We start from the raw sequence: 24995 nt of genomic DNA on the forward strand, positions 1-24995 counted from the left end.
CTATGAGTCACCAGCCATTCACCGCAGCAGCACTGCGCGGTGCCGTCGACCTGTCCTCGCTGAAGCGTCCGGCCCCGCAGGGTGGCCCCGCATCAGGCGCGGCCGCCACCTCCGCGGACGCTGCCTCCCTCGTCGTCGAGGGCACTGACGCCTCGATCCGCGACGTCCTCGCGGCCTCGACGACCCACCCGGTCGTCATGGTGCTGTGGTCGCCACGGCTGCAGGAGTCGGCCGACTTCGTCGCGACGTTCGGAGCTGTCGCGCGGCGCTATGCCGGCCGCTTCCAGCTCGTGACGGTCGACGTCGACGCGAACCCGACCATCCTGCAGGCGTTCCAGGTGCAGGCCGTTCCCGTCTCCTTCGCCTTCGTGCAGGGCCAGCCGGTGCCGCTCTTCGAGGGCGTGCAGCCCGAGGACCAGGTCACGGCGGTCATCGACCAGGTGCTCGCCCTCGCCGCGCAGCACGGCGTCACCGGCACGGTGGCCGTCGACGGCGAGCAGCCGACAGACGGCGGCGACGACGCCGCCGAGCAGGACCAGCCCCTGCCGCCCCTGCACCAGCAGGCTTTCGACGCCATCGAGGAGGGCGACCTCGACGCCGCGGCCGCCGCCTACCGGGAGGCGCTCCTCGAGAGCCCCGCCGACGCCGACGCGAAGCTCGGGCTCGCGCAGGTCGGCCTCATGCAGCGCACCCAGGGCGTCGACCTGCAGGCGGCCCGGGCCGCCGCGGCCGCCGCCCCGACCGACGTCGACGCCCAGATCCTCGTCGCCGACCTCGACCTGCTCGGAGGCCACGTCGAGGACGCCTTCGTGCGGCTCATCGACACCGTGCGCGTCACGGCCGACGCCGACCGCAACAAGGCCCGCGCGCACCTGGTCGAGCTGTTCGAGGTCGTCGGCTCGGCTGACGAGCGCGTGGCCAAGGCCCGCAAGTCGCTCATGAGCGCGCTGTTCTGAGCCGCCCGGCGGGCCAGCCGCCGCCCACTCCGATCGAAAGTGCAGTCCGTCCCCCGGTGGGCCGGACTGTTCTTTCATGGTGCTGTGGTGACGGAGTGTTCTTTCGATTGGCCCGAGTGATGGAGTGTTCCCTCGATCGTCAGGCGGTGGGGGACGTAGGCACGACCGACTCGGCGAGGCGCTCGACGACCTCGCTCGCGGTGCCGGCCAGGGACTCCGGGTCGCCGGTCTCGGGCGGAGTCGTCACCCACAGGCCCCATCCCGGCGTCGAGGGGTCGATGCCGGTTCCGACGACGACGAGGTGCACGGGTTCGGGGGCGGCCAGATCGAGGTAGTCCTCGAGGCGGTCGCCCTCGACGCGGTCGGCGACGACGACGTCGTACCCCTCGATGAGGTAGGTCTCGGCGAGGGCGAGCCCGGCCGACCAGCGCAAGAGCTGGCGGCGCACCAGCCCCACTCCAGTGACCTCCGCGACGGCATGCTCGTGGCCTGCTGGGCCCACGAGCATGCCATCGAGCACCTGGCCGTCGACGACGACCGAGGGCCCGAGCCGCTCGCCGATGCTCCGGGCCAGCTGTCCCAGGCCCGAGGCATCGGCCCCGGTGAGGAGGACGAGCCGTCCGCGAGCGTCGGGCGCGCCTGACCCCCCGGTAAGGCCGCCCGTGCCCGGCTGCTCCGGCTCGGGCGTGGTCATCCGCCGAGAGCGGCCGACACGACGTCCTTCGCCTCGGCCTGCACCCGGGCGAGGTGGTCGGCGCCCTGGAACGACTCGGCGTAGATCTTGTAGACGTCCTCGGTGCCCGAGGGGCGCGCGGCGAACCAGGCGCTCTCGGTGGTGACCTTGAGGCCGCCGATCTTCGCGCCGTTGCCCGGCGCGGCAGTGAGCTTGCCCGTGATCGACTCTCCGGCAAGCGACTCCGCGCTCACGTCGTCAGGGGAGAGAGCGCCGAGCTTGGCCTTCTCCTCACGCGACGCGGCTGCGTCGATGCGGGCGTATGCCGGGTCGCCGTGACGGGCGGTCAGCTCGGCATAGTGCTGGCTGGGGGTCTTGCCGGTGGCAGCCAAGATCTCCGAGGCGAGCAGCGCAAGCAGGATGCCGTCCTTGTCGGTCGACCAGACCGTGCCGTCGAAGCGCAGGAAGCTGGCACCCGCCGACTCCTCGCCACCGAAGCCGACGGAGCCATCGAGCAGTCCGGGCACGAACCACTTGAAGCCCACCGGCACCTCGAGCAGGGTGCGCCCGAGATCGGAGGCGACACGGTCGATCATCGAGCTCGACACGAGCGTCTTGCCGATGGCAGTGTCGGCGCCCCAGCCGGGCCGGGCTCCGCCGTAGAGATACTGGATCGCCACGGCGAGGTAGTGGTTGGGGTTCATCAGGCCGGCGTCCGGCGTGACGATGCCATGTCGGTCGGCGTCGGCGTCGTTGCCGGTGGAGAGGTCGTAGGCGTCCTTGTTGCCGATGAGCGAGGCCATCGCCGAGGGGGAGGAGCAGTCCATCCGGATCTTGCCGTCCCAGTCGAGCGTCATGAACGCCCACTGGGGGTCGACCCGCGGGTTGACGACGGTGAGGTCGAGGCCGTGCCGCTCCCCGATCTCGCCCCAGTAGGCGACCGAGGCGCCGCCGAGCGGGTCGGCGCCGATGCGCACGCCCGCCTCGCGGATGCGGGCGAGGTCGACGACGTTGGGCAGGTCGTCGACGTAGGTGCCCATGAAGTCGTATGCGCCGGCGTCGCCCCGTGCCTTGTCGAACGCGACCCGCTTGACGTCCTTGAGGCCGCCGCGCACCAGGTCGTTGGCGCGGGCCGCGATGACGGACGTGGCATCGGTGTCGGCGGGTCCACCGTGTGGCGGGTTGTACTTGAAGCCGCCGTCTGCCGGCGGGTTGTGTGAGGGAGTGACGACGATGCCATCGGCGAGACCGCTTGCGCCAGAGGTCTTTCCGTGGTTGGCGCGGAGGATCGCGTGCGAGACGGCCGGCGTCGGGGTGTAGCCGTCACGGTCGTCGACGAGCACTTGCACGCCGTTGGCGACGAGAACCTCGAGCGCTGAGCGCCAGGCCGGTTCGGACAGGCCGTGCGTGTCGCGTCCGATGAACAGCGGTCCGTCGAAACCCTGCGACACCCGGTAGTCGACGATCGCCTGCGTCGTCGCGAGGATGTGGTCCTCGTTGAAGGCGGTGCGCAGGCTCGACCCGCGGTGCCCCGACGTGCCGAACGCGACCTGCTGGTCGGGGTCGTCGACGTCCGGGTGCAGCTCGTAGTACGCGCCGATGAGGGCGTCGACGTCGACGAGGTCCTCGGCCTGTGCCGGTTGGCCGGCGCGTGGGTGGGTCATGAGGGGTCTCCGTTCGTCGTCACGTGCTCGTGGGGGTTCGCCTCGGTGGTGCTGCTCGTGGCCACTGCGTGCACGGTGGCCGTCGACGCCGGGCCGGGCTCGTCGACAGGCACGAGCCACACGGTCGACAGCCGCGGGACAGTCACGTCAGCGGCATACGGCTGGTGGTGCCATTCCTCCTCGCGGGCCTCCACGACGATGCCGGCACTGCTGGGAGCATCGGGGTGGTAGCCGGCCGTGTCGAGCACGACGGTCCAGCGGCCGCCGCGAGGCAGGCCGATGCGGTAGCTCTGCTGCGTCTCACCGCTGAAGTTCATGACGCACGCGACGGCGGGCGCGTCGGCCGCGCGGTCGCCGCGGCCGAAGCGCAGCCACGAGAAGGTGTTGTGATCGGCGTCGTCGGCCTCGAGCCACTCGAACCCGGAGGGGTCGGCGTCGAGCTCCCACAGGGCGCGGTTGCCCCGGTAGATGCCGTTGAGGTCCTTGACGAGGTTGTGCACGCGGTAGTGCAGCGGCTGCTCGAGCAGCCACCAGTCGAGGCTGCGGCCCTCGGACCACTCGGACTCCTGGCCGAACTCGCAGCCCATGAAGAGGAGCTGCTTGCCGGGGTGGCACCAGAGGTAGGCGAGGAACGCGCGCAACGTCGCGACCTGCTCCTCACGCGAGCCACGCGACTTGCGCAGCAGGGAGCCCTTGCCGTGGACGACCTCGTCGTGGCTGATCGGCAGCACGAAGTTCTCGTCGAAGGCGTACATGAGCGAGAAGGTCAGCTTGCCGTGGTGGAACTTGCGGTAGATGGGCTCCTCGCCGAGGTACTTCAGCGAGTCGTTCATCCAGCCCATGTTCCACTTGAAGCCGAAGCCAAGACCGCCCATGTTGGTCGGCTTGGTGACCCCGGGCCACGTCGTCGACTCCTCGGCGATGGTGACGATGCCGCCGACGCGCTTGTAGGCGGTGGCGTTGGTCTCCTTGAGCAGCTCGACCGCCTCGAGGTTCTCGCGGCCGCCGTTCTTGTTGGGCACCCACGCCCCGGCGTCGCGGGCGTAGTCGAGGTAGAGCATCGAGGCGACGCCGTCGACCCGGAGGCCGTCGAGGTGGAACTCCTCCAGCCAGTAGATGGCATTGGCGACGAGGAAGTTGCGCACCTCGGGTCGGCCGTAGTCGAAGATGTTGGAGCCCCACTCGGGGTGCCAGCCCTTGCGGGGGTCGGGGTGCTCGTAGAGCGGCAGGCCGTCGAAGCGCGCGAGCGCCCACTCGTCGGTGGCGAAGTGCCCCGGCACCCAGTCGAGCAGCACGCCGATGCCGGCCTTGTGCAGCTCGTCGACGAGATAGCGGAAGTCGTCGGGGTGCCCCCAGCGCGAGCTCGGCGCGTAATAGCCGGTGACGTGGTAGCCCCACGACGGAACGTACGGGTGCTCCATGACGGGGAGGAACTCGACGTGGGTGAACCCAAGGTCGCGCACATAGTTGACGAGGTGCTCGGCGAGGCCTCGGTAGCCCTCCTCCTGGCGCCACGAGCCGAGGTGCACCTCGTAGATGCTCATCGGCCCCTGGTGCGCGTTGGACGTGCGGCGCCGCTCCATCCACTCGCCGTCGCCCCAGTGGTAGTGGCTCTCGGTGACGATGGCGGCCTGCTTGGGGGCGACCTCGGTCATGCGCGCCATCGGGTCGCTCTTGAGCCGCACCAGCTCGTCGGGTCCGCGCACGGCGAACTGGTAGTTCATGCCCTCGCTGGCGCCGGGGAGGAACAGCTCCCAGATGCCGCTCTCGCCGAGGGCGCGCATCGGGTGGGTGCGGCGGTCCCAGTCGTTGAAGTCGCCGATGACGTGGACCGCCTTGGCCCGCGGCGCCCAGACCGCGAACGAGACTCCCCAGACGTCGCCGAGCGGCCCGGGGTAGTGGCGCACATGGGCACCGAGGACGGTCCACAGCTGCTCGTGCCGGCCCTCGTTGATGAGGTGTCGGTCGATCTCGCCCAGCGTCGGCGCGAAACGGTAGGGGTCGTCCTGCTCGTGCTCGACCCCGTCGCCGTACTCGACGAGCAGGCGGTAGTCGTGCGTCGAGCCGAAGTCGGGCGAGGTCATCGACCAGATGCCGTCGCGCACGTGCTGCAGCTCGACGCGGTCGCCCGAGTCGAGTCGCGCCGCGACCCGGCTCGCGTAGGGACGGTAGGCCGTGATGGTCAGTCCGCCCGGGCCGACGTGGTGGCCCAGGAGGTCGTGCGGCTGGCCGTTGCGGCCGTGCAGGAATGCCGTGATGGCGGCGTCGTCGAGCGAGGGTCCGTGGGTGGTGTCGCTGCTCATGGCGTGCCTTCCGGGGTGATGAGCCGCTCGACGGCGCCGAGCGGAATCGGCAGCCACGACGGGCGGTTGCGGGCTTCGTAGACGACCTCGTACAGCGCCTTGTCGAGTTCGAGCGCGCGAGTGAGCGCGACGGCCTCGGCATCGGGGGAGCCTGCGACAGAGGCGTATCCGTCGAGGAATGCCTCGCGGCAGGCTGCCGCCCAGGCTGTGGCGTCGACCGGTGACTGGGCCAGGGCCACAGAGCCGGCTGCGTAGTCGAACGAGCGCAGCATGCCGGCCACGTCGCGAGCCGTGAGGTCGGGCTGAGTGCGTTCGGCGAGCGGGCGCAGGGGCTCGCCCTCGAAGTCGAGCGCGACCCACCCTCGTTCGGGGACGTCGAGGACCTGGCCGAGGTGGTAGTCGCCGTGGATGCGCTGGAGCGGGGGCCAGTGGACGTCGCGCACCGACTGCGCGATGCGTTCGACGGCGTCCGAGTGGGAGGACAGCTCGGGCACCAGGACGGCAGCGGCGGCATACCGCTGCCGCATCGACGCGACGAGGGCGTCGCGCGACTCGGGCGTGACCTCGGAGGTGCCCAGCGCGTGCGCGAGGGCCGTGTGGATCTGTGCCGTGACGACCCCCAGGTCGCGGGCGCGGGCCGTGAAGTCCGTGCCCGAGGCCGCGGCGACGAGTGCCACCCGCCAGGCGTCCTCGACGCCGGGGATGAACTCCTGCGCGAAGGCGAGGTGCCCGTGCTGCGGTGCGCCGTCGACAGGGGAGTCCCAGACGCCTGACAGGTGCCCGACCGCCATGGGTACGCGGTCGGAGCCCTCGCGAGTCAGGGCCGACTGCACGACGACGTCGGGGTTCTCGCCGTCCTGCACGGTGCGGAACACCTTGACGATGAGCGGCTCGGCCGGCCCACCGTCGGGGGCCGTCATGCGACAGATGATCGACGTGTTGGACTGCTCGCCGCTGAGGACCGACGACGAGGCCACCGACCCCGTGGCGTGCCCCGTGCTGAAGCCGCTGGCGCGTTCGTTGCTGCCGGCCGAGGCCTGGGCGTCGTCGGACAGGCCCGACCCGAGGATCACCGCCATGAGCTGCGAGACGTAGACGGGGTCGTGCGGTGCGTCGTAGACCCACCGCGTGCCGAGGACGCTGTGCTCCATGGTGCCGATCAGGGCGTGCTCCGCCCCCTCCAGGGGGGCGCCGCGGTAGGTGAGTGGCACCTGGTAGACGACGGCCGGTGTCACGGCCTCGTCGGCGAGCAGCAACGTCTCGCAACCGACTTCGCCGTCGGGGTCTTCGAGTCGGAAGCCGCCGACCCGGCGCAGCTCAGGCACGTGGCCCTTGCCGTGGTACCACCGCTGCTGGGGCATCCAGCCGGTGACCATCTCGGTCTTGTTCGGCACGATCGTCGCGCCCTTGTGCACGATAGCCATCAGCCGTTGTCCTCTCCGCCGCGCAGCTGGAGCCAGAAGAAGTCTCGCGAGCCCAGGGTCAGCGTGACGCGGCCGTCGTTGGCCACCCAGGGGAAGCCCTGGCCGCCGAAGAGGTCGATGAGCTGGCGGCCCGAGAGGTGGTCGGGCAGCTGGATGGTCGCCGCCTGGGGACGGCTCGAGAGGTTGTTGACGCAGAGCACCGCCTCGTCGGGGTGGTCGGCGTCGCCGCTGAGCACCCGGGTGAAGGCGAGGATCGCGTCGTTGTCGGCCTCGACCACCTCGAACGCGCCGAGCCCGAAGACCGGGTGGCGACCGCGCACCTGGAGCATGCCGCGCACCCAGTGCAGCAGGGACGCCGACGACGCCATCTGGGCCTCGACGTTCACGTTGTTGTAGTGGTAGACGAGGCTGCTGATGACCGGCAGGTAGAGCTTGCCTGGGTCGACGCTCGAGAAGCCCGCGTTGCGGTCGGGCGTCCACTGCATCGGGGTGCGCACGGCGTCGCGGTCGGTGAGCCAGATGTTGTCGCCCATCCCGATCTCGTCACCGTAGTAGAGGCAGGGCGAGCCGGGGAGCGAGAGCACCAGCGCGTGGATCAGCTCGATCTCGGGACGGCTGTTGTCGAGCAGTGGAGCGAGGCGCCGACGGATGCCGACGTTGGCACGCATACGTGGGTCGGGGGCATACCAGCCGTACATGGCGGCACGCTCCTCGGGCGTCACCATCTCGAGCGTGAGCTCGTCGTGGTTGCGCAGGAACGTTCCCCACTGCGTGCCGTTGGGGATGGCCGGGGTCTCAGCGAGGACGTCGATGATCGGCTGGGCCTTCTCCTCGCGCAGCGAGTAGTAGAGCCGGGGCATGACGGGGAAGTGGAAGCACATCTGGCACTCGGGTGCCTCGTCGTTGCCGAAGTAGTCGACGACCTCGGCCGGGGGCTGGTTGGCCTCGGCGAGCAGGATGCGCCCGGGATACTCCTTGTCGACCATCGAGCGCAGCTGGGCCAGGAACTCGTGCGTGCGAGGAAGGTTCTCGCAGTTGGTGCCCTCCTCCTCGAAGAGGTAGGGCACCGCGTCGAGGCGGAAGCCGTCGATGCCGAGGTCCATCCAGAAGCGCACGATGTCGAACATCGCCTCCTGCACGGCCTCGTTCTCGAAGTTGAGGTCGGGCTGGTGGCTGAAGAAGCGGTGCCAGAAGAATTGGCGGCGCACCGGGTCGAACGTCCAGTTGGACACCTCGGTGTCGACGAAGATGATGCGCGCGTCGTCGTAGCCGTCGTCGCTGTCGGACCAGACGTAGAAGTCGCCGTAGGGGCCGTCGGGCTCGGCGCGGCTCGCCTGGAACCACGGGTGCTGGTCGCTCGTGTGGTTCATGACGAGGTCGGTGACGATGCGGATGCCGCGAGCGTGCGCCTGCGAGACCAGCTCGGTGAACTCGGGCAGGGTGCCGAACTCGGGCAGGACCGCCTTGTAGTCGGAGATGTCGTAGCCGCCGTCACGGAGTGGGGACGCGTAGAACGGCGGCAGCCAGAGGCAGTCGACTCCCAGCCACTGCAGGTAGTCGAGCCGCTGGATCAGGCCGGTGAAGTCGCCGGCGCCCACGCCCTTGCTGTCGGCGAAGGCGCGCACGAGCACCTCGTAGAAGACAGCCTTCTTGAACCACTGAGGGTCGTGCTTCAGCCCCGGCTGGGAGAGGTTGAGTCCCTGCATGCGGTCAGTGGCTCCTCACGTGGATGATGTGGACGGGCTCTGAGTCGGGCCCCAGGCGGACGAAGTTGTCCTGACGCCACTCCCAGGTCTCGTTGGTGATGTGGTCGTGCGCGTCGAAGCTCGACCATGTCGCCATACCCAGCGCCTCCATGTCGAGGTGCACCCACGTCTCACGGGTCGCGTGCGGGTCGAGGTTGGCGACGACGAGCACGGTGTCGCGCTCGCCGGTGGCGCGGTCGACGATGCGCGACTTGCTGAACACGAGGACGTTCTCGTCGTCGGCGGCGTGGAAGCGCAGGTTGCGCAGCCACCGCAGGGCGGGGTGCCACCCGCGAATGTCATTGAGCCGCTTGAGATACCACGCCAGCGAGCGGCTCTCGAGCGGGCCGCCGGGCTCGTAGAGGTACCACTGGCGGTCCTTGAACTCGTACTTCTCGTTGTCGATCTGCTCCTCGGCGCCGGGCCGGGCGACGTGCTCCATCAGCTCGTAGCCGGCGTAGATGCCGTAGGTCGGAGACATCGTTGCCGCGACGGCCGCCCGCAGCTTCCAGGCGGTGGGTCCGCCGTACTGCATGTAGGGCGTGAGGATGTCGTGCGTCGTCGGCCAGAACGACGGGCGCATGTATGCCGACCCGCTCGCCTCGCCGGCGAGCTCGCGGCCGTACTCCTCGAGCTCCCACTTCGCGTTGCGCCACGCGTAGTAGGTGTAGCTCTGCTGGAAGCCGGCCTTGGCGAGCTGGTGCATCATCGCCGGCTTGGTGAACGCCTCGGAGAGCCAGATCGTGTCGGGGTGGTCCTTCGCGACGTCGGCGATCAGCCACTGCCAGAAGGCGACCGGCTTGGTGTGCGGGTTGTCGACGCGGAAGACGCGCACGCCGTGGTCGATCCAGACCTGGATGACGCGGCGCACCTCGGCGTAGGAGTCTGCCGGGTCGTTGTCGAAGTTGAGCGGGTAGATGTCCTGGTACTTCTTGGGCGGGTTCTCGGCGTACGCGATGGTGCCGTCGGCCCGCGTCGTGAACAGGTGGGGGTGGGTCTGCACCCACGGGTGGTCGGGGGAGGCCTGCAGCGCGATGTCGAGCGCGACCTCCATGCCGAGCCGTCGCGCCTCGCCGACGAACGCGTCGAAGTCGTCGAAGGTGCCGAGGTCGGGGTGGATGGCATCGTGCCCGCCGTCGGGCGAGCCGATGGCGTAGGGGGATCCGGGATCTCCGGGCTGCGCCGTCAGGCTGTTGTTGCGCCCCTTGCGAGCCGTCGTGCCGATCGGGTGGATCGGGGTCAGGTAGACCACGTCGAAGCCCATGTCGGCGATCGCCGGCAGGCGCTTGGCCGCGGAGCGGAAGGTGCCGGAGACCCACTCGCCCGTCTTGTCGTCGCGGTGCGCGCCCTCCGACCGCGGGAAGATCTCGTACCACGCGCCATAGAGGGCGAGCTCGCGCTCGACGAGCAGCGAGTAGGCGGGCGAGGGCGACAGGAACTCTCGCAGCGGCACGAGCGAGTGCAGGCCGGTGATCTCGGGGGAGGTCGCGGCCCCGAACCGGTGGGCTGCGGGCGACCGGTTGTCGCCGAGCGCGACGATGCCCTTGTCGATCTCGGAGGCGTCGAGGCCGAGGCCACGGACGGCAGCAGCGAAACGCTCGAGCACGCGTACGCCCTCGGCGCACATGAGGTCCTCGTCGACGCCTGCGGCGATCTTGATGCCGGCGTCGTGGACCCACGTCGCATACGGGTCGGACCAGCCCTCGACGCGGTAGGTCCACCAGCCCTCGCGGTCGGCGACGACCGTCGTGGACCACTCGGAGAGCCCGGGGTTGTCGCTGTGCATCGCGAAGTAGTGCTCACCACCGTCGGGGTCGGTCAGCACGGCGGTCGCGTTGACGGCGTCGTGACCCTCACGGAACACCTTGGCGCGCACCGTGAACTCCTCGCCCACGACCGACTTGGCCGGGCGGGTGCCACCGTCGACGAGGGGACGCACGTCGCTGACGGGGATGCGGCCGATCGGGAGCGCCCCACCGGGCATGCCCTCGACGGTCGGCGGGACGCTCACCGGGTGCTCGGGGGCGAGGTGGACCGCGCCGGCCTCTGTGTCGTCGACGAAGGCGTCGTCGGCGCTCGGGTTCGCGTCGACGCGCGTGACCGGCGCGGACGCCTCCACAGGGGTGGCCGGGGCAGACGCCTCGACAGGCGTGGCCGGGGCGGCCGGTGCTGCGGGTTCGGGCGGTGGGGTCGACATCGCTGGTGTTGCTGGGCGGGCGGCGGGGCGCCCGGGGGTTGGCTTGCTGGAACGGGACTTCTTCGCTGAGCCAGTCACGTGATCGACCGTATCGAAGTTGGAGCGCTAGGCCCATGACGCACCGCGGGTCCGTCCGTTGGGTGAAACGCGGCTGCAAGTGTTGCAAGAACCCGTCACGGCGCCCCCTATGCTGTCCCCTTGTGAAGGCCATCCGTCGCTTCAGCGTCCGTACTGTCCTGCCGAGCCGCATCGAGGGTCTCGGCGTCCTCGCGAGCAACCTCCGCTGGTCCTGGCACCCGCCGACCCGTGACCTGTTCGAGAGCATCAGTCCGCGCAAGTGGGCCGAGGCGGGTGAGGACCCCGTCAAGCTCCTGTCGCGCCTCTCGGCCGACGAGCTGGCTGCGCTGGCCGCCGACGACGAGTTCGTCAACGGCGTGGTGGCGGCCAACGACGACCTCCACCACTACCTCACCGACGAGCGCTGGTACCAGTCGTGGAGCCGAGAGCAGGAGGGCACCGGCAAGGCCGCCCCAGCCGCGATCGCCTACTTCAGCCCCGAGTTCGGCATCACCGCAGTGCTGCCGCAGTACTCCGGGGGCCTGGGCATCCTCGCCGGTGACCACCTGAAGTCGGCCTCCGACCTCGGTGTGCCAATCGTCGGAGTCGGCCTCTTCTACAAGACCGGCTACTTCAAGCAGTCGCTCAACCGCGATGGCTGGCAGGTCGAGACCTACCCCGTCCTCGACCCCGACGGCCTGCCGCTGGCACTGCTCCGCGAGGACGACGGCACGCCCGCGGTCGTCACCATCGACCTGCCGGCGGGCCGGGTGCTCAACGCTCACGTCTGGAAGGCGCAGGTCGGACGAGTTCCGTTGCTGCTGCTCGACTCCGACGTGCCGGGCAACGACGAGCAGACCCGCAAGGTCACCGAGTCGCTCTACGGCGGCGGCGGTGACACGCGCCTCGAGCAGGAGCTGCTGCTCGGCATCGGCGGAGTGCGCGCCCTGCGCCTCTGGTCGCGCCTCTCCGGCGCGCCGACGCCGGAGGTCTACCACACCAACGAGGGCCACGCCGGCTTCCTCGGCGTCGAGCGCATCACCGAGCTGGTGCGCGACCACGGCCTCACCTTCGACGAGGCCCTCGAGACCGTGCGCGCGGCGACCGTGTTCACGACGCACACGCCGGTTCCCGCCGGGATCGACCGCTTCGACGCGGCCAAGATCAACCTCTTCTTCGGCGGCCCCAACGCCATCGAGGGCGTGCCGGTGGAGCGCCTGCTCACCCTCGGCGCCGAGGACTACGAGGGCGGCCAGCCCGGCATCTTCAACATGGCCGTCATGGGCCTGCGGCTCGCGCAGCGCGCCAACGGGGTCTCCCAGCTGCACGGGGTCGTCAGCCGTGGCATGTTCGACGGCCTGTGGCCGGGCTTCGACGACGTCGAGGTGCCGATCTCCAGCATCACCAACGGAGTCCACGCCCCGACGTGGGTCGACCGCGTCGTCTACGACGTCGCCCGCAAGCACCTCGGCACCGCCGACATCGCCGGCACCGACGCCTGGGACCGCATCGACGAGGTGCCCGCCGACGCCGTCTGGTCGGCGAAGCGCGAGATGCGCGAGAAGCTCGTCGCCGACGCCCGCCGCCGCGTGCGCTCGTCGTGGCAGAAGCGCGGGGCGACCGACGCCGAGCTCGGCTGGGTCGACGACGTGCTCGACCCCGACGTGCTGACGATCGGCTTCGCCCGCCGCGTGCCGACCTACAAGCGCCTCACGCTCATGCTGCGCGACCCGGCCCGCCTCAAGGCGCTGCTCCTCCACCCGGAGCGCCCGGTCCAGCTCGTCATCGCTGGCAAGTCGCACCCGGCCGACGAGACCGGCAAGCGCCTCATCCAGGAGATGGTCCGCTTCGCCGACGACCCGGAGGTCCGCCACCGCATCGTCTTCCTGCCGAACTACGACATCGCGATGGCCCAGCACCTCTACCCGGGCTGCGACGTCTGGCTCAACAACCCGCTCCGCCCGTTCGAGGCGTGCGGCACCTCGGGCATGAAGGCAGCCCTCAACGGCGGCCTCAACCTCTCCATCCTCGACGGCTGGTGGGACGAGTGGTTCGACGGCCGCAACGGCTGGGCCATCCCGACCGCCGACGGTGTCGAGGACGCCGAGCGTCGAGACGACATCGAGGCCGCTGCGCTCTACGACCTCATCGAGAACGACGTCGCGGCGAAGTTCTACGACCGCGATGCCGCCGGGCTTCCGCAGGGGTGGATCGCGATGATGACCCACACCCTCAAGACCCTCGGGCCGAAGGTGCTCGCGAGCCGCATGGTGCAGGACTACACCGGGCAGCTCTACAGCCCGGCCGCAGTCTCGGGCCGTTCAGTCGTGGCATCGGAGTTCGCCGGTGCGAAGGACCTCGCCGCCTTCAAGGCGAAGATCCGCGCGTCGTGGCCGAAGGTCAAGGTCGAGCACGTCGAGCCCTCAGGCCTGTCGGACTCCCCGCAGATCGGCGACGTCCTCGACCTGCGCGCCTACGTCGCGCTCGACGGCCTGACGCCCGACGACGTCGACGTGCAGCTGGTCCACGGCCACGTCAACGACGTCGACGAGCTCTGGGGCGTGGAGGTCGCGCCGCTCCAGCTGGTCGAGTCCTACGACGACGGACGCCACCAGTTCGCCGGTTCGCAGCCGCTGCGCCGCACGGGGTCGTTCGGCTACAGCGTCCGCGTCGTGCCGAAGCACCCGGCGCTCGCCAGCGCCGCCGAGCTGGGCCTCGCGCGCAACGCCTGACGGCGCCACCCGCTTCCGGAAGCGCCGAGGAGCCCGGACCCCGTGTGGGTCCGGGCTCCTCGCGTATGCCGTCGGGTGCGCCGGACGGCAGACGCGAGTGGTCCTGCAGGGGTGCGCCTTCGCCCCAGGAGGGCACGGATGGTTCAGGGGTGGGCGCTGCAGCGCCCACTCGTGCGCCGGACGCGCACCCGCGCTGGCGACGTGCACCGCTGGCCGTAGTCGCCCTCGGGTGCGTCAGTTGGTCGGGTGGGCCAGTCTGGTGGGTCAGTCCGGCGCGACGGAGCACCACACGCGCATCGACGCGGCGTCCATCGTGACGACGGTGCCCGCCAGCACCGGCTCGCCCGGCGCCGCCGGCCGATCGTCGGAGCTGTCCCAGAGCAGCTGGTATGCCGTCACGCCTGGGGCGTCGGGCAGGGTGACCTCGGTCTTGCGGGCCGACCCGTTCACGACGACGAGCACCGACTGCTGCGAGAACCAGGCGCCGTTGTAGAGGGCCTGGAGCACGTCGACGGCAGGACCGTCCCAGCGATGGCCCATGAGCTCCCCGGCGGCCGCGAACCAGGCCAGGTCGGTCGAGCCACCCTCGTGAGTAGGCCTGCCGGAGAAGAACTCCCGCTGCCGCAGCACCGGGTGGTCACGCCGCAGCCGCACGAGGTGACGGGTCGTCTCGAGCAGGTCGTCCTGCCAGGGCTCGAGGTCCCAGCTCATCCAGCTGATCTCGTTGTCCTGGGAGTACGGGTTGTTGTTGCCGCGCTGGCTGCGGCCCAGCTCGTCGCCGGCGTTGAGCATCGGGACGCCGGTCGAGAGCAGCAGCGTGCCGAGCAGGTTGCGGATCGAGCGCCGCCGCGCCGCGATGACGTCGGGGTCGTCGGTGCGGCCCTCGACGCCGTGGTTCCACGACCGGTTGTCGTTCGAGCCGTCGGTGCCCCCGTGGCCGTTCGCGCCGTTGTGCTTCGTGTCGTACGCCGTGAGGTCGGCGAGGGTGAAGCCGTCGTGCGCCGTGACGAAGTTGACCGACGCGATGGTGCCCCGGTCGTGGCTGTCGAAGAGGTCCTGCGAGCCGGCCAGCCGGGTGGCGAGCTCGCGCACGCCGTGGCCGACACCCCCCGAGGCCGAGGCGGCGAGGTCTCGCAGCCAGAAGGTGCGGGCGGTGTCGCGATAGCGGTCGTTCCACTCGGAGAACGGAGGCGGGAACTGCCCGGTGCGCCAGCCGTGGATGCCGAGGTCCCAGGGCTCCGCGACGAGCTTGGCGCGCGAGAGCACGGGGTCGGTGCGCAGGGCCACGAGGAACGGGTGGTCGCGGTCGTAGCCGTCGTCCTTGCCTCGGCCGAGCGCGACGGCGAGGTCGAAGCGGAAGCCGTCGACGTGGCACTCCTGCACCCAGTAGCGCAGGGAGTCGAGCACCATGCGCGCCACGACCGGGTGGGTGAGGTCGAGGGTGTTGCCGCACCCGGTGACGTCGATGTCGCGCCCACGCGCGTCGACGCGGTAGTACGCGCGCTGGTCGAGGCCGCGCCACGACAGCATCATCCCGTCGCGGGAGTTCTCTGCGGTGTGGTTGTAGACGACGTCGAGCAGCACCTCGATGCCGGCCGCGTGCAGCGCCTTGACCATGCCCTTGAACTCGTCGAGCACGCCCTGCGGGTCGGTCGCCGCGGCGTAGGGGGCGTGCGGGGCGAAGAAGCCCAGGGTGTTGTAGCCCCAGTGGTTGCTCAGGCCGCGCAGGACGAGGTCGGGTTCGTGGGTGAACGTGTGCACGGGAAGCAGCTCGACTGCGGTGACACCCAGCCCCAGCAGGTGGTCGACGAACGCGGGGTGGGCCAGGCCGGCATACGTTCCCCTGAGCTCCTGGGGCACCCCCGGGTGCAGCATCGTGGCGTTCTTGACGTGCACCTCGTAGATGAGCGACTCGGTCATCGAGCGGCGCATGAAATCATCTGTGCCCCAGTCGAACTCGTCTTCGACGATGACGCATCGCGGCAGGTGGGGTGCCGAGTCGCGGTCGTCGCGCACCCACAGGTCGCCGCGCAGGTCGGCACCCACACGGTGTCCGTAGACGGCCGGGTCGAGACGGACCTCGCCCTCGATGGCTCGCGCGTAGGGGTCGAGCAGCAGCTTGGCGGGGTTGTGCAGCAGGGACTGGTCGGGGTTCCACTCACCGTCCACGCGGAAGGCGTAGCGCTGGCCGGCCCCGACGCCGGGCACCGTGTCGAACCACGTGCCGTGGGCGCGGTGCCGCAGCGGCACGCGGCGCTCGACCGTCGGACCGTCGGGCCCGTCCGGCCCGGCGTCGAAGAGGCAGACCTCCACCGAGCGGGCGTGACCGGCGTAGACCGAGAACTGGGCGCCCCCGTCGATGAGGCGCGCCCCGAGCTCCGGCGGGAGGTCGGGCGTCGCGGTCGGGGACGGGCGCATGCGTCTGAGCGTAAGGGGCCGGAGGAAGTGGGGCAGACGTGACGCTCCCCCTGCCGCGGTGGGCCGGGTCCCGTCCGGGCCGGATCGACCTCGCCGCGCCGTCTCGTTACGGTTGGCGCATGACCGATCCGACTTCGCTGCCCAACTTCATGCCGAGCGCTCCCGACGCCGGGCCCGACAACGCCCCCGCCAGCGACGCCCCCGTGCGCGACCGCATCCTCGAGGTGCTGAAGGGTCTCGGCATCGAGGCGTCCATCGACGGCGACGGTGACCTCGAGTTCGCCATCGTCGACGACGAGGGCGCCAGCACGACGCTCTTCGCCCGCGTGGCCGAGGGCGACCTCGCACTGGTCCGCTTCTTCGGCCAGTGGCAGCTCGCCGAGCCCGTCTCGCCCGACCGCAACGAGCGCATCGCCCGCTGCAACGACCTCACCATGCAGCTCAACATCGTCAAGCTCTCGCTCGTGCAGGAGAGCCTCGTCGTCTCCGCGGAGCACGTCATCACGCCGAACGCCGACCTCGAGATCCTCGTGCCGCTCTCGGTGAACCACATCCTCCAGAGCGTCGGCTTCTTCTTCCAGTCCTGGCTGCCCGTCGACGACGCGCCCGCCGGCCCCACCGCCTGATGGGCGAGTTCGTCCGGCTCGAGGTCGAGGACGGCGTCGGCACGATCCGCCTCGACCGGCCGAAGATGAACGCGCTCAACGTCCAGGTCCAGGAGGAGATCCGCGAGGCCGCCGCCGAGGCGACGGCGCGCACCGACGTCAAGGCCGTCATCGTCTACGGCGGCGAGCGCGTCTTCGCCGCAGGCGCCGACATCAAGGAGATGCAGACGATGTCGTACACCGACATGGTCGAGCGCTCCGGGCCGCTGATGAGCTCGATCACGTCGGTGGCGCGCATCCCGAAGCCGGTCATCGCCGCCATCACGGGGTATGCCCTCGGGGGCGGCTGCGAGCTCGCGCTTGCCTGCGACTTCCGCCTGGTCGCCGACGACGCCAAGCTCGGCCAGCCCGAGATCCTGCTGGGCATCATCCCGGGGGCCGGCGGCACGCAGCGCCTCTCGCGCCTCGTCGGCGCCTCGCGCGCCAAGGAGATCATCTTCAGCGGCCGCTTCGTCGACGCCCAGGAGGCGCTCGCGATCGGGCTCGCCGACAAGGTGGTCCCCGCCGGCGACGTCTACACGGCCGCCCGCGAGTGGGCCGGCTCGTTCGTCGGAGCCGCTTCGTATGCCGTCCGCGCCGCCAAGGAGGCCATCGACCGAGGTCTCGAGGTCGACCTGGCGAGCGGTCTCGAGATCGAGCGGATGCTCTTCGCCTCGCTGTTCGCGACGAAGGACCGCGAGATCGGCATGAGCTCGTTCGTCGAGCACGGCCCGGGCAAGGCGCAGTTCGAGGGTCGATGACACCACCGCTGGACGTCCTCGTGTTCTACTCGCCCGTCGAGTCGACCGAGGGCGTCCTCGCGGCGGTGCATGCCGCCGGTGCCGGCGCGATCGGCGACTACCGCGAGTGCGCTTTCGTGGTGCGCGGCACCGGACAGTTCCGCCCGCTGGCGGGGGCCACTCCCTCGATCGGCTCGGTCGGCGACCTCGAGCAGCTCGCCGAGGACCGCGTCGAGGTCGTGCTCGACCGGTCGCTGCGCGGCGCGGTCGTGGCCGCCCTGCGCGCCGCGCACCCCTACGAGGAGCCGGCCTTCCACGTCATCGAGGCCGCCGAGGTCGACCCGACCTGAGCCGAGCGCCAGGCCGGTCGTCAGGCCGGTCGTCAGGCCGTCAGGCGGTCTTGAAGCCGCCGTTGCTGAGGAGCAGCTGGCCGTTGATCCAGCCGCCTTGCTCCGAGAGCAGGAAGCGCACGACGTCGCCGGGCAGCAGCTCCACGCGGCTGCCCATGAGCGGCACTCGTCGGCGACGGCGGCCGGGTCGTCAGGACCGCGCTCGTAGCCGAGCCGCTCGTCATGGGGCTGCCACTGACCGAGGGCGAGGTCCCAGCCGTCCGCAGCGAGGCCGAGAGCTATCTCCGACCCGATCGAGCGCCGCCTCCCGACCCCGGTGACGAGGGCGACCCGGCGGTTCGTGGGCGTGGCGGCGCCGGTGTACGACATGACGCCCATCCTCTGGAGGACCGACGACTTTCGACAACCAGGTTTTGCCTCTTCCCAGCCGCGACAGGAGGTCTGTCCGTGCGGCTGTGGACACCGGCCGGCACACGCCGGAGCCGTTGGGTGGTGAGCGTCACGCCTGTGGCGTGCCGTCTCGGCGAGGGCTCGGTGAGAGGATGGCTGGCAGTGCCGGAGCGACCTCCGGCAGCTCCATGAGCACCACCATCCGCAAACGGAAGAGGACGTTCACCCATGAACATCGTCGTCTGTGTCAAGTACGTGCCGGACGCCCAGGCCGAGCGCACGTTCAACGCATCTGACAACACGACCGACCGCGAGAACGTGGACGGCCTGCTGTCCGAGCTCGACGAGTACGCCGTCGAGGAGGCCCTGAAGATCGTCGAGGCCGGTGAGGGCGAGGTGACGGTCCTGACCGTCGGTCCCGACCAGGCTGCCGACGCCATCAAGAAGGCGCTGCAGATGGGCGCCGACAAGGGTGTCCACGTCAACGACGCGGCGATCCACGGCTCAGACGCCGTCGCGACCTCGCTCGTGCTCGCCGAGGCGATCAAGAAGCTCGGTGACGTCGACCTCGTCATCACCGGCATGGCCAGCACCGACGGCACCATGGGCGTCGTCCCGACGATGCTCGCCGAGCGCCTCGGCCTGCCGGCGGTGACCTTCGCGTCCGAGCTGACCGTCGACGGCGGCAGCGCCACCATCCGCCGTGACGGCGACGCCTCGACCCAGACGATCACGGCCACGCTGCCGGCGCTGGTGTCGGTGACCGACCAGATCAACGAGCCGCGCTACCCCTCGTTCAAGGGGATCATGGCCGCGAAGAAGAAGCCGGTCGAGCAGTGGGCCCTGGCCGACCTCGGCGTGGACGCCGGTCAGGTCGGCCTCGACGCCGCCTGGACGAAGGTCGCCTCGTTCGACGCCCGCCCGCCGCGCACGCAGGGCGAGATCGTCACCGACGAGGGTGACGGCGGCAGCAAGCTCGCCGCCTTCCTGTCCGAGCGCAAGTTCGTCTGAGCTGACCGCGCGCTCCGCTGACCCGTCACTGACTTTCCCAGCCAGCAAAGGAGATCCACACCATGGCTGAAGTACTCGTGCTCGTCGACCACGTCGAGGGCAAGGTCCGCAAGACCACCGCCGAGCTGCTGACGATCGCCCGCCGTCTCGGCGAGCCGTCGGCCGTGTTCGTCGGTGCCGGCTTCGACGCCGCGAAGGAGTCCCTCGCCCGCTTCGGCGCCGAGAAGGTCTACCGCGTCGAGTCGCCCGAGGTGCTCGAGCACCTCGTCGTGCCGCAGGCCGAGCTGCTCGCGCAGCTCGTCGCCGAGAAGGGCCCGGCGGCCGTGCTCGTGCCGGCTTCGCCCGAGGGCAAGGAGATCGCCGCTCGCCTCGCCGTCAAGACGGAGTCGGGCCTGATCACCGACGCCGTCGACGTGCAGGCCGCTGGTGACGGCAGCGGTGGTGTCGCGACGACGCAGTCGGTCTTCGCCGGCTCCTACACGGTCGCGGCGACGGTCACGAAGGGCACGCCCATCGTCGCCGTGAAGCCGAACTCGGCCACGCCCGAGGAGGCCGCCGGAGCGGCTGCCGACGAGGTCGTCGACTTCACCCCGTCCGACGCCGCCAAGGGTGCCCGCATCACCGAGAGCAAGCCCAAGCAGGCCACCGGTCGTCCCGAGCTGACCGAGGCGGCGATCGTCGTCTCCGGTGGCCGCGGCACGGGCGGCGACTTCTCCAAGGTCGAGGACTTCGCCGACAGCCTCGGTGCCGCCGTGGGCGCGAGCCGCGCCGCCGTCGACGCCGGGTGGTACCCGCACACGAGCCAGGTCGGCCAGACCGGCAAGCAGGTCAGCCCGCAGCTCTACGTCGCGTGCGGCATCTCCGGCGCCATCCAGCACCGCGCCGGCATGCAGACCTCGAAGACGATCGTGGCCGTCAACAAGGACAACGAGGCCCCGATCTTCGAGCTCGTCGACTTCGGTGTCGTGGGCGACCTGTTCAACGTGCTGCCCCAGGCCACCGAGGCGATCAAGGCCACGAAGGACTGAGCGCCGTCCGACGTCGGCCACCCAGAGGTGCTGCCCCGACGGACGTGACTGCGGCCCCCGACCACGAGGTCGGGGGCCGCAGTCGTGCGTTCGGGCGGAACAAGTGCTCAGGCCGGGTCGAGGTCCGGGTCGACGTGAGAGTCGACGTGCCGGTCGGCGTGCGGGTCGGGGCCGAGGTCGTGGCGTCCGAGGCGTGCCCAGCTCTCGAGCCGCTGGCGGTTGAGGGCGTATGCCGCCCTACCGGTGCCGAGCGTCCACCAGGCGCCCCTAAGGGCCTCCGAGGGCAGCCGCACCGGGCGTCTGCCGCCGCGGTTCCACTCGAGCCGGCCTCCCGAGGAGACACGCCGGACGTCGCGACGTTCGACGGTGGTCGAGGCCAGCGTGTTGTGCACGCGCAAGCTGGTCGTCCCCAGCTCGATGCGGGCCGACCACGCGCGCCAGCCGAGGGCGAGCGCGAGGGCGACGCACACGGCATACACGGCTGCGCTGGGGACGCCGCCAAGGAAGTGCAGCACCAGCCGTGCCACGAAGTAGCCGATGACCGGCGAGGCGAGGGCCGAGACGGCTCGGTGGGCGGCCGGGGCGCGCAGACGGCTGCCCCCGGTGCCCACGTGCGCGTCACCCATGGGGCCGATCATAGGTCGATCGGCCCCATGGGCGGGGTCTCGCGGGTCAGACGTGCGTCAGGCCCTCAGCGGGGCGAGCCACCGATCAGCGGACGGCCGCGGCTGCCGCCACGACGTCGACGAGGCCGTGGCCCTTGTCGAACGACGTCGTGCCGTTGCCGGCCGGGTCGCTGACGTAGGCGGCGCCGTCGGCGTACTTGTACGCGGTCGCCTTGATGGCGGCCTCGACCTGGGCCGGGGTGGCGTTCGGGTTCGCCTGGAACAGCTGCGCGACGATGCCCGAGATGTGCGGCGTGGCCATCGAGGTGCCGCTGATCGTGTTGTAGTCGCCGTTGTTGCGCGGGTCGCCGCCGGTGGTGCAGATCGGCAGGTAGATGCGGCACGAGCTCGTGATGCCCTCGCCCGGCGCCGAGATGTCGGGGTAGGTGGCGAACTGGCCGGAGCGGCCGCGCGAGCTGAAGGTGCTCACGGTGCCGTTGCGGGTGCCGGTGTCCTGGTCGTTGAAGGACGCGACGGAGATGATGCCACCGGTCGGGTCCTGCCCGGGCGGGTTCGACAAGTTGGCCGACCCGTCGCCGCCGTCGTTGCCGTTGGCCCAGACGCTGACGACGCCCTCCTTGACCAGCTCGCGCTGGAGCTTGACCGTCGCCGAGTTGGGGTCGAACTCGCCACCGCCGGTGGGGCCGTAGGAGTTGCTCGTCACCTTGATCGGCGGGCAGGTGCTGGCCGGGACGCCGGCGCCGCACGGTGCAGCGTGGTTCTCGAGCACCCAGTTGAGGGCCGAGTCTGCGCCGACGATGAACAGGACGGCGCCGGTGCCGAGGCTGACGATGCTCGCGCCCGGGGCCGCACCGTGCATCTTCGTGCCGTCGGAGAGGGTCACGTCACGACCGGCGACGATGCCCGAGACGTGGATGCCGTGACCGCCCGCTGCGAGCAGGTCGGTGTTGAGGCTGCCGGCGTCGACGGGCTGGCAGGGAAGCACCTCGAGCGGGTCACAGACCATCTTGAGGTTCTTGACGACAGCCGACGTGCCGTCGGCGTTCTGGAGGAACGGGTGCGTCGGGTCGACGCCGGAGTCGATGACGGCGACGCTGACGCCGGACCCGTCGAGGGCCTTGCCGTTGGCGCCGGTGAGGGTGGCCCGGGCCTCGGAGCCACGGGTTGCCGTGTTGGAGGTCGAGAGGAACATGTCGATGGGGGCGTTGCCCTCGACGTAGCTGACGCCGGCCCGCGAGCGCACCGCGTCGATCTGCAGGGGCAGGCCGGCGGCGACGACGACGCCGATCTTGTCGAAGGTCTCCCGCACGACAAGCCCCGATGCCGTCGCGGCCCGGCGTGCCGTCGCCACGTCGGTGGCGTGGACCATGACGGTGGTCGGGGTGACCGCGGACAGCGTCGTCCAGTGCGCCGACAGCCACGGCGAGAGCGGTGCTTTTGCCGAGGCCGAGCCGAGCAGGCCGCCGGGGGCAGCGGCGGGCCCGGACTGCGGGGCGGGTGACGCGGCTGCGACGGTGCCCGAGGCCAGCGCGGCGGCCGCCGCCAGGGTCACGGCTCCGAGACGGAGACGGCGAGATGGGGTGGAGCGCATGAGTTGCCTCTCTGCAGGGCCGCCCTGCTGCAGTGGAGGACGGCGACGTGCAGGGCCAACGAGGCGGGGCGCGCGGAGGTTACGCATCGGTAGTGGTGTCGGCGCCCGGTCGGGACACCGGCGAGGCCGTCCTAGAATCGGTGGGTGACTGCGTATCTCGACCATGCGGCGACCACGCCGATGCTGCCCGCCGCCCTCACGGCGATGACCCAGCAGCTCGGCATCGTGGGCAACGCGTCGTCGCTGCACCGCACGGGTCGGGCGGCCCGTCGCGCCGTCGAGGAGTCCCGCGAGAAGATCGCCCGCTGCCTGGGCGCGCGTCCGTCGGAGGTCGTCTTCACGTCGGGGGGCACCGAGTCCGACAACCTCGCGGTCAAGGGCACCTTCTGGGCCCGACGCGACCGTGACCCGGCGCGGGTGCGGCTGCTCGTCGGGGTCACCGAGCACCACGCCGTGCTCGACTGCGTCGACTTCCTCGTCGCCCACGAGGGGGCGAAGGTCACCTGGCTCGAGTGCACGCCGGAGGGCGTCGTCGAGCCCGGCACCGTGCGTGCCGCCATCGAGGCCGACCCGGCGTCGGCCGCGCTCGTGTCGGTCATGTGGGCCAACAACGAGGTCGGCACGGTGCAGGACGTCCGGGCCATCGCCGAGGTCGCGCACGAGTTCGGGGTGCCGTTCCACACCGACGCCGTGCAGGCGGCCGGGCACGTGCCCGTCGACTTCGCCGCGAGCGGGGCCGACCTCATGTCGGTGACCGCCCACAAGCTCGGCGGTCCGATCGGCGTCGGCGCGCTCGTCGTGCGACGCGACGCGAAGCTCGTCCCGCTCACCCACGGTGGCGGCCAGGAGCGCCAGGTCCGCTCCGGCACGCTCGACACCCCGGCGATCGTCGGGTTCGCGACGGCGCTCGTCGAGGCGACCGAGGCGATCGAGTCGGAGTCGGCCCGTCTGGTGGGGCTGCGCGACGACCTCATCGAGCGCTCCATGGCGCTCGGTGCAGACATCCGGCCGACGGGCACGTGGCAGCGCGGCGACGGCGAGCGCCGGCTGCCGGGCAACGTGCACCTCCTCGTGCCGGGGTGCGACGGTGACTCCCTTCTCTACCTCCTCGACGCCGCCGGGGTCTCGTGCTCGACCGGGTCGGCCTGCCAGGCCGGCGTGCCGCAGCCGAGCCACGTGCTCCTCGCGATGGGTGTGCCGGAGAGCGACGCCCGTGGGGCGCTGCGCCTGACGCTCGGCCACACCTCGACCCAAGCCGATGTCGACACGTTCATCGAGGCCCTGCCGGCTGCCATCGAGCGGGCCCGGCGCGCACGCGAGGCGACCGCGTCGTGAGGGTCGTCGCAGCGATGAGCGGCGGCGTCGACTCGGCCGTCGCCGCGGCCCGGATGCTCGACGCCGGGCACGAGGTCGTCGGGGTGCACCTGGCCCTGTCCCAGAGCGCGGCGACCCTGCGCGAGTCGGCACGGGGCTGCTGCACGATCGAGGACGCCGGCGACGCTCGGCGGGTCGCCGACGTGCTCGGCATCCCGTTCTACGTGTGGGACATGGCTGCCCGCTTCAAGCGCGACGTCGTGGACGACTTCAGGGCCGAGTACGCCGCGGGCCGCACCCCCAACCCGTGCCTGCGGTGCAACGAGAAGATCAAGTTCGCGGCCCTGCTCGACAAGGCGGTCGCGTTGGGGTTCGACGCGGTCGCGACGGGCCACTACGCCCAGGTCGTCGAGGCGCGCGACCCCGACGGCGCCGTCCGTCGCGAACTGCATCGGGCCGTCGACCCGGCCAAGGACCAGAGCTACGTCCTCGGCGTGCTCGACGCCGACCAGCTCGCGCGCTCGTTCTTCCCGCTCGGCGACACGACGAAGCCACAGATCCGCAAGGAGGCGGCCGAGCGCGGCTTCTACGTCGCTGCCAAGCCCGACAGCCACGACATCTGCTTCATCGCCGACGGCGACACGCGCGGCTGGCTGGGCCGCGAGCTCGGAGAGGCCCCAGGCGACATCGTCGACACCGAGGGTGCCGTGGTCGGCAGCCACGGCGGGGCGTTCGCCTATACCGTCGGTCAGCGCCGAGGCCTCGGGCTGTCCAGGCCGGCGCCCGACGGGCAGCCCCGCTACGTCGTCGAGGTGCGGCCTGACACCAACCAGGTGGTCGTCGGCACGGCCGACCTGCTCGGCGTCAACACGCTGACCGGAGACCACGCGCGCTGGTGCGGCCCGCCGCCCCAGGGCGTCGTCGCGGTGGGTGCGCAGGTGCGGGCGCACGGCGCGGAGTACGCCGGACGCGCTTGGGCCGAGGGCGAGAGCGTCCACGTGCGGCTCGACGAGCGCGTCCGTGGGGTCGCTCCTGGGCAGTCGGTCGTCCTCTACGACGGCACGCGGGTCGTGGGATCGGCGACCATCGCGGCCGCCCGCCTCGAGCGCACGCCCGTCGGCTGATCTCGACC

At 71.0% G+C, this 24995-nt stretch carries 18 protein-coding genes; 9 read left to right on the plus strand and 9 right to left on the minus strand.

Features of this window, described 5'->3' with window-relative positions; genetic code table 11:
• Positions 1-2 precede the first annotated feature (2 nt).
• Entirely contained in the window at positions 3-956 is a 954-nt protein-coding gene (locus AC1DE0_RS03365) for a co-chaperone YbbN (protein ID WP_478097098.1), read from the plus strand.
• 139 nt (positions 957-1095) lie between these two features.
• Here AC1DE0_RS03365 and AC1DE0_RS03370 read toward each other — a convergent pair whose 3' ends face one another.
• The 6 genes from AC1DE0_RS03370 to AC1DE0_RS03395 are packed head-to-tail and all read right to left on the minus strand — an operon-like array spanning position 1096 to position 10962.
• Complete coding sequence (locus AC1DE0_RS03370) at positions 1096-1650, minus strand: hypothetical protein (protein ID WP_478097100.1); 555 nt, start codon at positions 1648-1650, stop codon at positions 1096-1098.
• Entirely contained in the window at positions 1647-3293 is a 1647-nt protein-coding gene (pgm, locus tag AC1DE0_RS03375) for a phosphoglucomutase (alpha-D-glucose-1,6-bisphosphate-dependent) (RefSeq protein WP_478097102.1), read from the minus strand. The genes AC1DE0_RS03370 and pgm overlap by 4 nt, the downstream gene beginning before the upstream one ends.
• The gene (gene glgB / locus AC1DE0_RS03380; RefSeq protein ID WP_478097104.1) at positions 3290-5596 is read right to left on the minus strand and encodes a 1,4-alpha-glucan branching protein GlgB; all 2307 of its coding nucleotides are present in this window, start codon (positions 5594-5596) and stop codon (positions 3290-3292) included. Before glgB ends, pgm begins: the two co-directional genes overlap by 4 nt.
• On the minus strand, positions 5593-7020 hold the full coding sequence (locus AC1DE0_RS03385) for a maltokinase N-terminal cap-like domain-containing protein (RefSeq protein ID WP_478097106.1): 1428 nt from the start codon (positions 7018-7020) through the stop codon (positions 5593-5595). Before AC1DE0_RS03385 ends, glgB begins: the two co-directional genes overlap by 4 nt.
• On the minus strand, positions 7020-8726 hold the full coding sequence (gene treS, locus AC1DE0_RS03390; protein WP_478097108.1) for a maltose alpha-D-glucosyltransferase: 1707 nt from the start codon (positions 8724-8726) through the stop codon (positions 7020-7022). The genes AC1DE0_RS03385 and treS overlap by 1 nt, the downstream gene beginning before the upstream one ends.
• 4 nt (positions 8727-8730) lie before the next feature.
• On the minus strand, positions 8731-10962 hold the full coding sequence (locus tag AC1DE0_RS03395) for an alpha-1,4-glucan--maltose-1-phosphate maltosyltransferase (protein ID WP_478097110.1): 2232 nt from the start codon (positions 10960-10962) through the stop codon (positions 8731-8733).
• 200 nt (positions 10963-11162) lie between these two features.
• Between AC1DE0_RS03395 and glgP the strand changes: the two genes are divergently transcribed.
• A complete protein-coding gene (gene glgP, locus AC1DE0_RS03400) occupies positions 11163-13751 on the plus strand; it encodes an alpha-glucan family phosphorylase (protein ID WP_478097112.1) in 2589 nt (862 codons plus the stop codon).
• Between the two features lie 264 nt (positions 13752-14015).
• Here the strand turns inward: glgP and glgX are convergent, their stop codons facing one another.
• Positions 14016-16169: a glycogen debranching protein GlgX gene (gene glgX / locus AC1DE0_RS03405; RefSeq protein ID WP_478097114.1), complete on the minus strand. Its 2154-nt coding sequence runs from the start codon at positions 16167-16169 to the stop codon at positions 14016-14018.
• 119 nt (positions 16170-16288) lie between these two features.
• On the opposite strand from glgX, the gene AC1DE0_RS03410 reads away from it, so the two are divergent.
• The 5 genes from AC1DE0_RS03410 to AC1DE0_RS03430 all read left to right on the plus strand — a co-directional run bounded on the left by AC1DE0_RS03410 (position 16289) and on the right by AC1DE0_RS03430 (position 20332).
• On the plus strand, positions 16289-16795 hold the full coding sequence (locus AC1DE0_RS03410) for a type III secretion system chaperone family protein (protein ID WP_478097116.1): 507 nt from the start codon (positions 16289-16291) through the stop codon (positions 16793-16795).
• Positions 16795-17574: an enoyl-CoA hydratase/isomerase family protein gene (locus AC1DE0_RS03415; RefSeq protein WP_478097118.1), complete on the plus strand. Its 780-nt coding sequence runs from the start codon at positions 16795-16797 to the stop codon at positions 17572-17574. The genes AC1DE0_RS03410 and AC1DE0_RS03415 overlap by 1 nt, the downstream gene beginning before the upstream one ends.
• Entirely contained in the window at positions 17571-17903 is a 333-nt protein-coding gene (locus AC1DE0_RS03420) for a hypothetical protein (RefSeq protein ID WP_478097120.1), read from the plus strand. The genes AC1DE0_RS03415 and AC1DE0_RS03420 overlap by 4 nt, the downstream gene beginning before the upstream one ends.
• A gap of 618 nt (positions 17904-18521) precedes the next feature.
• A complete protein-coding gene (locus AC1DE0_RS03425; protein WP_442291766.1) occupies positions 18522-19304 on the plus strand; it encodes an electron transfer flavoprotein subunit beta/FixA family protein in 783 nt (260 codons plus the stop codon).
• A gap of 62 nt (positions 19305-19366) precedes the next feature.
• Positions 19367-20332 (plus strand): electron transfer flavoprotein subunit alpha/FixB family protein, encoded by a 966-nt coding sequence (locus AC1DE0_RS03430; RefSeq protein WP_478097122.1) that lies wholly within the window; start codon positions 19367-19369, stop codon positions 20330-20332.
• A 107-nt stretch (positions 20333-20439) separates the two neighbouring features.
• On the opposite strand, the gene AC1DE0_RS03435 is transcribed toward AC1DE0_RS03430, so the two are convergent.
• Positions 20440-20958: a hypothetical protein gene (locus AC1DE0_RS03435; protein ID WP_478097124.1), complete on the minus strand. Its 519-nt coding sequence runs from the start codon at positions 20956-20958 to the stop codon at positions 20440-20442.
• 85 nt (positions 20959-21043) lie between these two features.
• Positions 21044-22549: a S8 family serine peptidase gene (locus AC1DE0_RS03440; RefSeq protein WP_478097126.1), complete on the minus strand. Its 1506-nt coding sequence runs from the start codon at positions 22547-22549 to the stop codon at positions 21044-21046.
• Positions 22550-22693: 144 nt separating this feature from the next.
• On the opposite strand from AC1DE0_RS03440, the gene AC1DE0_RS03445 reads away from it, so the two are divergent.
• Both AC1DE0_RS03445 and mnmA read left to right on the plus strand, forming a co-directional pair.
• Positions 22694-23884, plus strand: coding sequence for a cysteine desulfurase family protein (locus tag AC1DE0_RS03445; RefSeq protein WP_478097129.1), 1191 nt, complete (start codon positions 22694-22696; stop codon positions 23882-23884).
• The gene (mnmA, locus tag AC1DE0_RS03450) at positions 23881-24987 is read left to right on the plus strand and encodes a tRNA 2-thiouridine(34) synthase MnmA (RefSeq protein WP_478097131.1); all 1107 of its coding nucleotides are present in this window, start codon (positions 23881-23883) and stop codon (positions 24985-24987) included. The genes AC1DE0_RS03445 and mnmA overlap by 4 nt, the downstream gene beginning before the upstream one ends.
• Positions 24988-24995 lie beyond the last annotated feature (8 nt).

The sequence above is a fragment of the Terrabacter sp. 05T424 genome (assembly GCF_056396225.1).

Bases quoted from the DNA above. Each gene is read 5' to 3' on its own strand.
- treS (WP_478097108.1), bottom strand. From the start codon at position 8,726: ATGCAGGGACTCAACCTCTCCCAGCCGGGGCTGAAGCACGACCCTCAG.
- AC1DE0_RS03430 (WP_478097122.1), top strand. From the start codon at position 19,367: ATGGCTGAAGTACTCGTGCTCGTCGACCACGTCGAGGGCAAGGTCCGC.
- AC1DE0_RS03395 (WP_478097110.1), bottom strand. From the start codon at position 10,962: ATGTCGACCCCACCGCCCGAACCCGCAGCACCGGCCGCCCCGGCCACG.
- AC1DE0_RS03440 (WP_478097126.1), bottom strand. From the start codon at position 22,549: ATGCGCTCCACCCCATCTCGCCGTCTCCGTCTCGGAGCCGTGACCCTG.
- AC1DE0_RS03385 (WP_478097106.1), bottom strand. From the start codon at position 7,020: ATGGCTATCGTGCACAAGGGCGCGACGATCGTGCCGAACAAGACCGAG.
- AC1DE0_RS03425 (WP_442291766.1), top strand. From the start codon at position 18,522: ATGAACATCGTCGTCTGTGTCAAGTACGTGCCGGACGCCCAGGCCGAG.
- glgX (WP_478097114.1), bottom strand. From the start codon at position 16,169: ATGCGCCCGTCCCCGACCGCGACGCCCGACCTCCCGCCGGAGCTCGGG.
- glgB (WP_478097104.1), bottom strand. From the start codon at position 5,596: ATGAGCAGCGACACCACCCACGGACCCTCGCTCGACGACGCCGCCATC.
- pgm (WP_478097102.1), bottom strand. From the start codon at position 3,293: ATGACCCACCCACGCGCCGGCCAACCGGCACAGGCCGAGGACCTCGTC.
- AC1DE0_RS03435 (WP_478097124.1), bottom strand. From the start codon at position 20,958: ATGGGTGACGCGCACGTGGGCACCGGGGGCAGCCGTCTGCGCGCCCCG.
- AC1DE0_RS03365 (WP_478097098.1), top strand. From the start codon at position 3: ATGAGTCACCAGCCATTCACCGCAGCAGCACTGCGCGGTGCCGTCGAC.
- AC1DE0_RS03420 (WP_478097120.1), top strand. From the start codon at position 17,571: ATGACACCACCGCTGGACGTCCTCGTGTTCTACTCGCCCGTCGAGTCG.
- AC1DE0_RS03410 (WP_478097116.1), top strand. From the start codon at position 16,289: ATGACCGATCCGACTTCGCTGCCCAACTTCATGCCGAGCGCTCCCGAC.
- AC1DE0_RS03415 (WP_478097118.1), top strand. From the start codon at position 16,795: ATGGGCGAGTTCGTCCGGCTCGAGGTCGAGGACGGCGTCGGCACGATC.
- AC1DE0_RS03370 (WP_478097100.1), bottom strand. From the start codon at position 1,650: ATGACCACGCCCGAGCCGGAGCAGCCGGGCACGGGCGGCCTTACCGGG.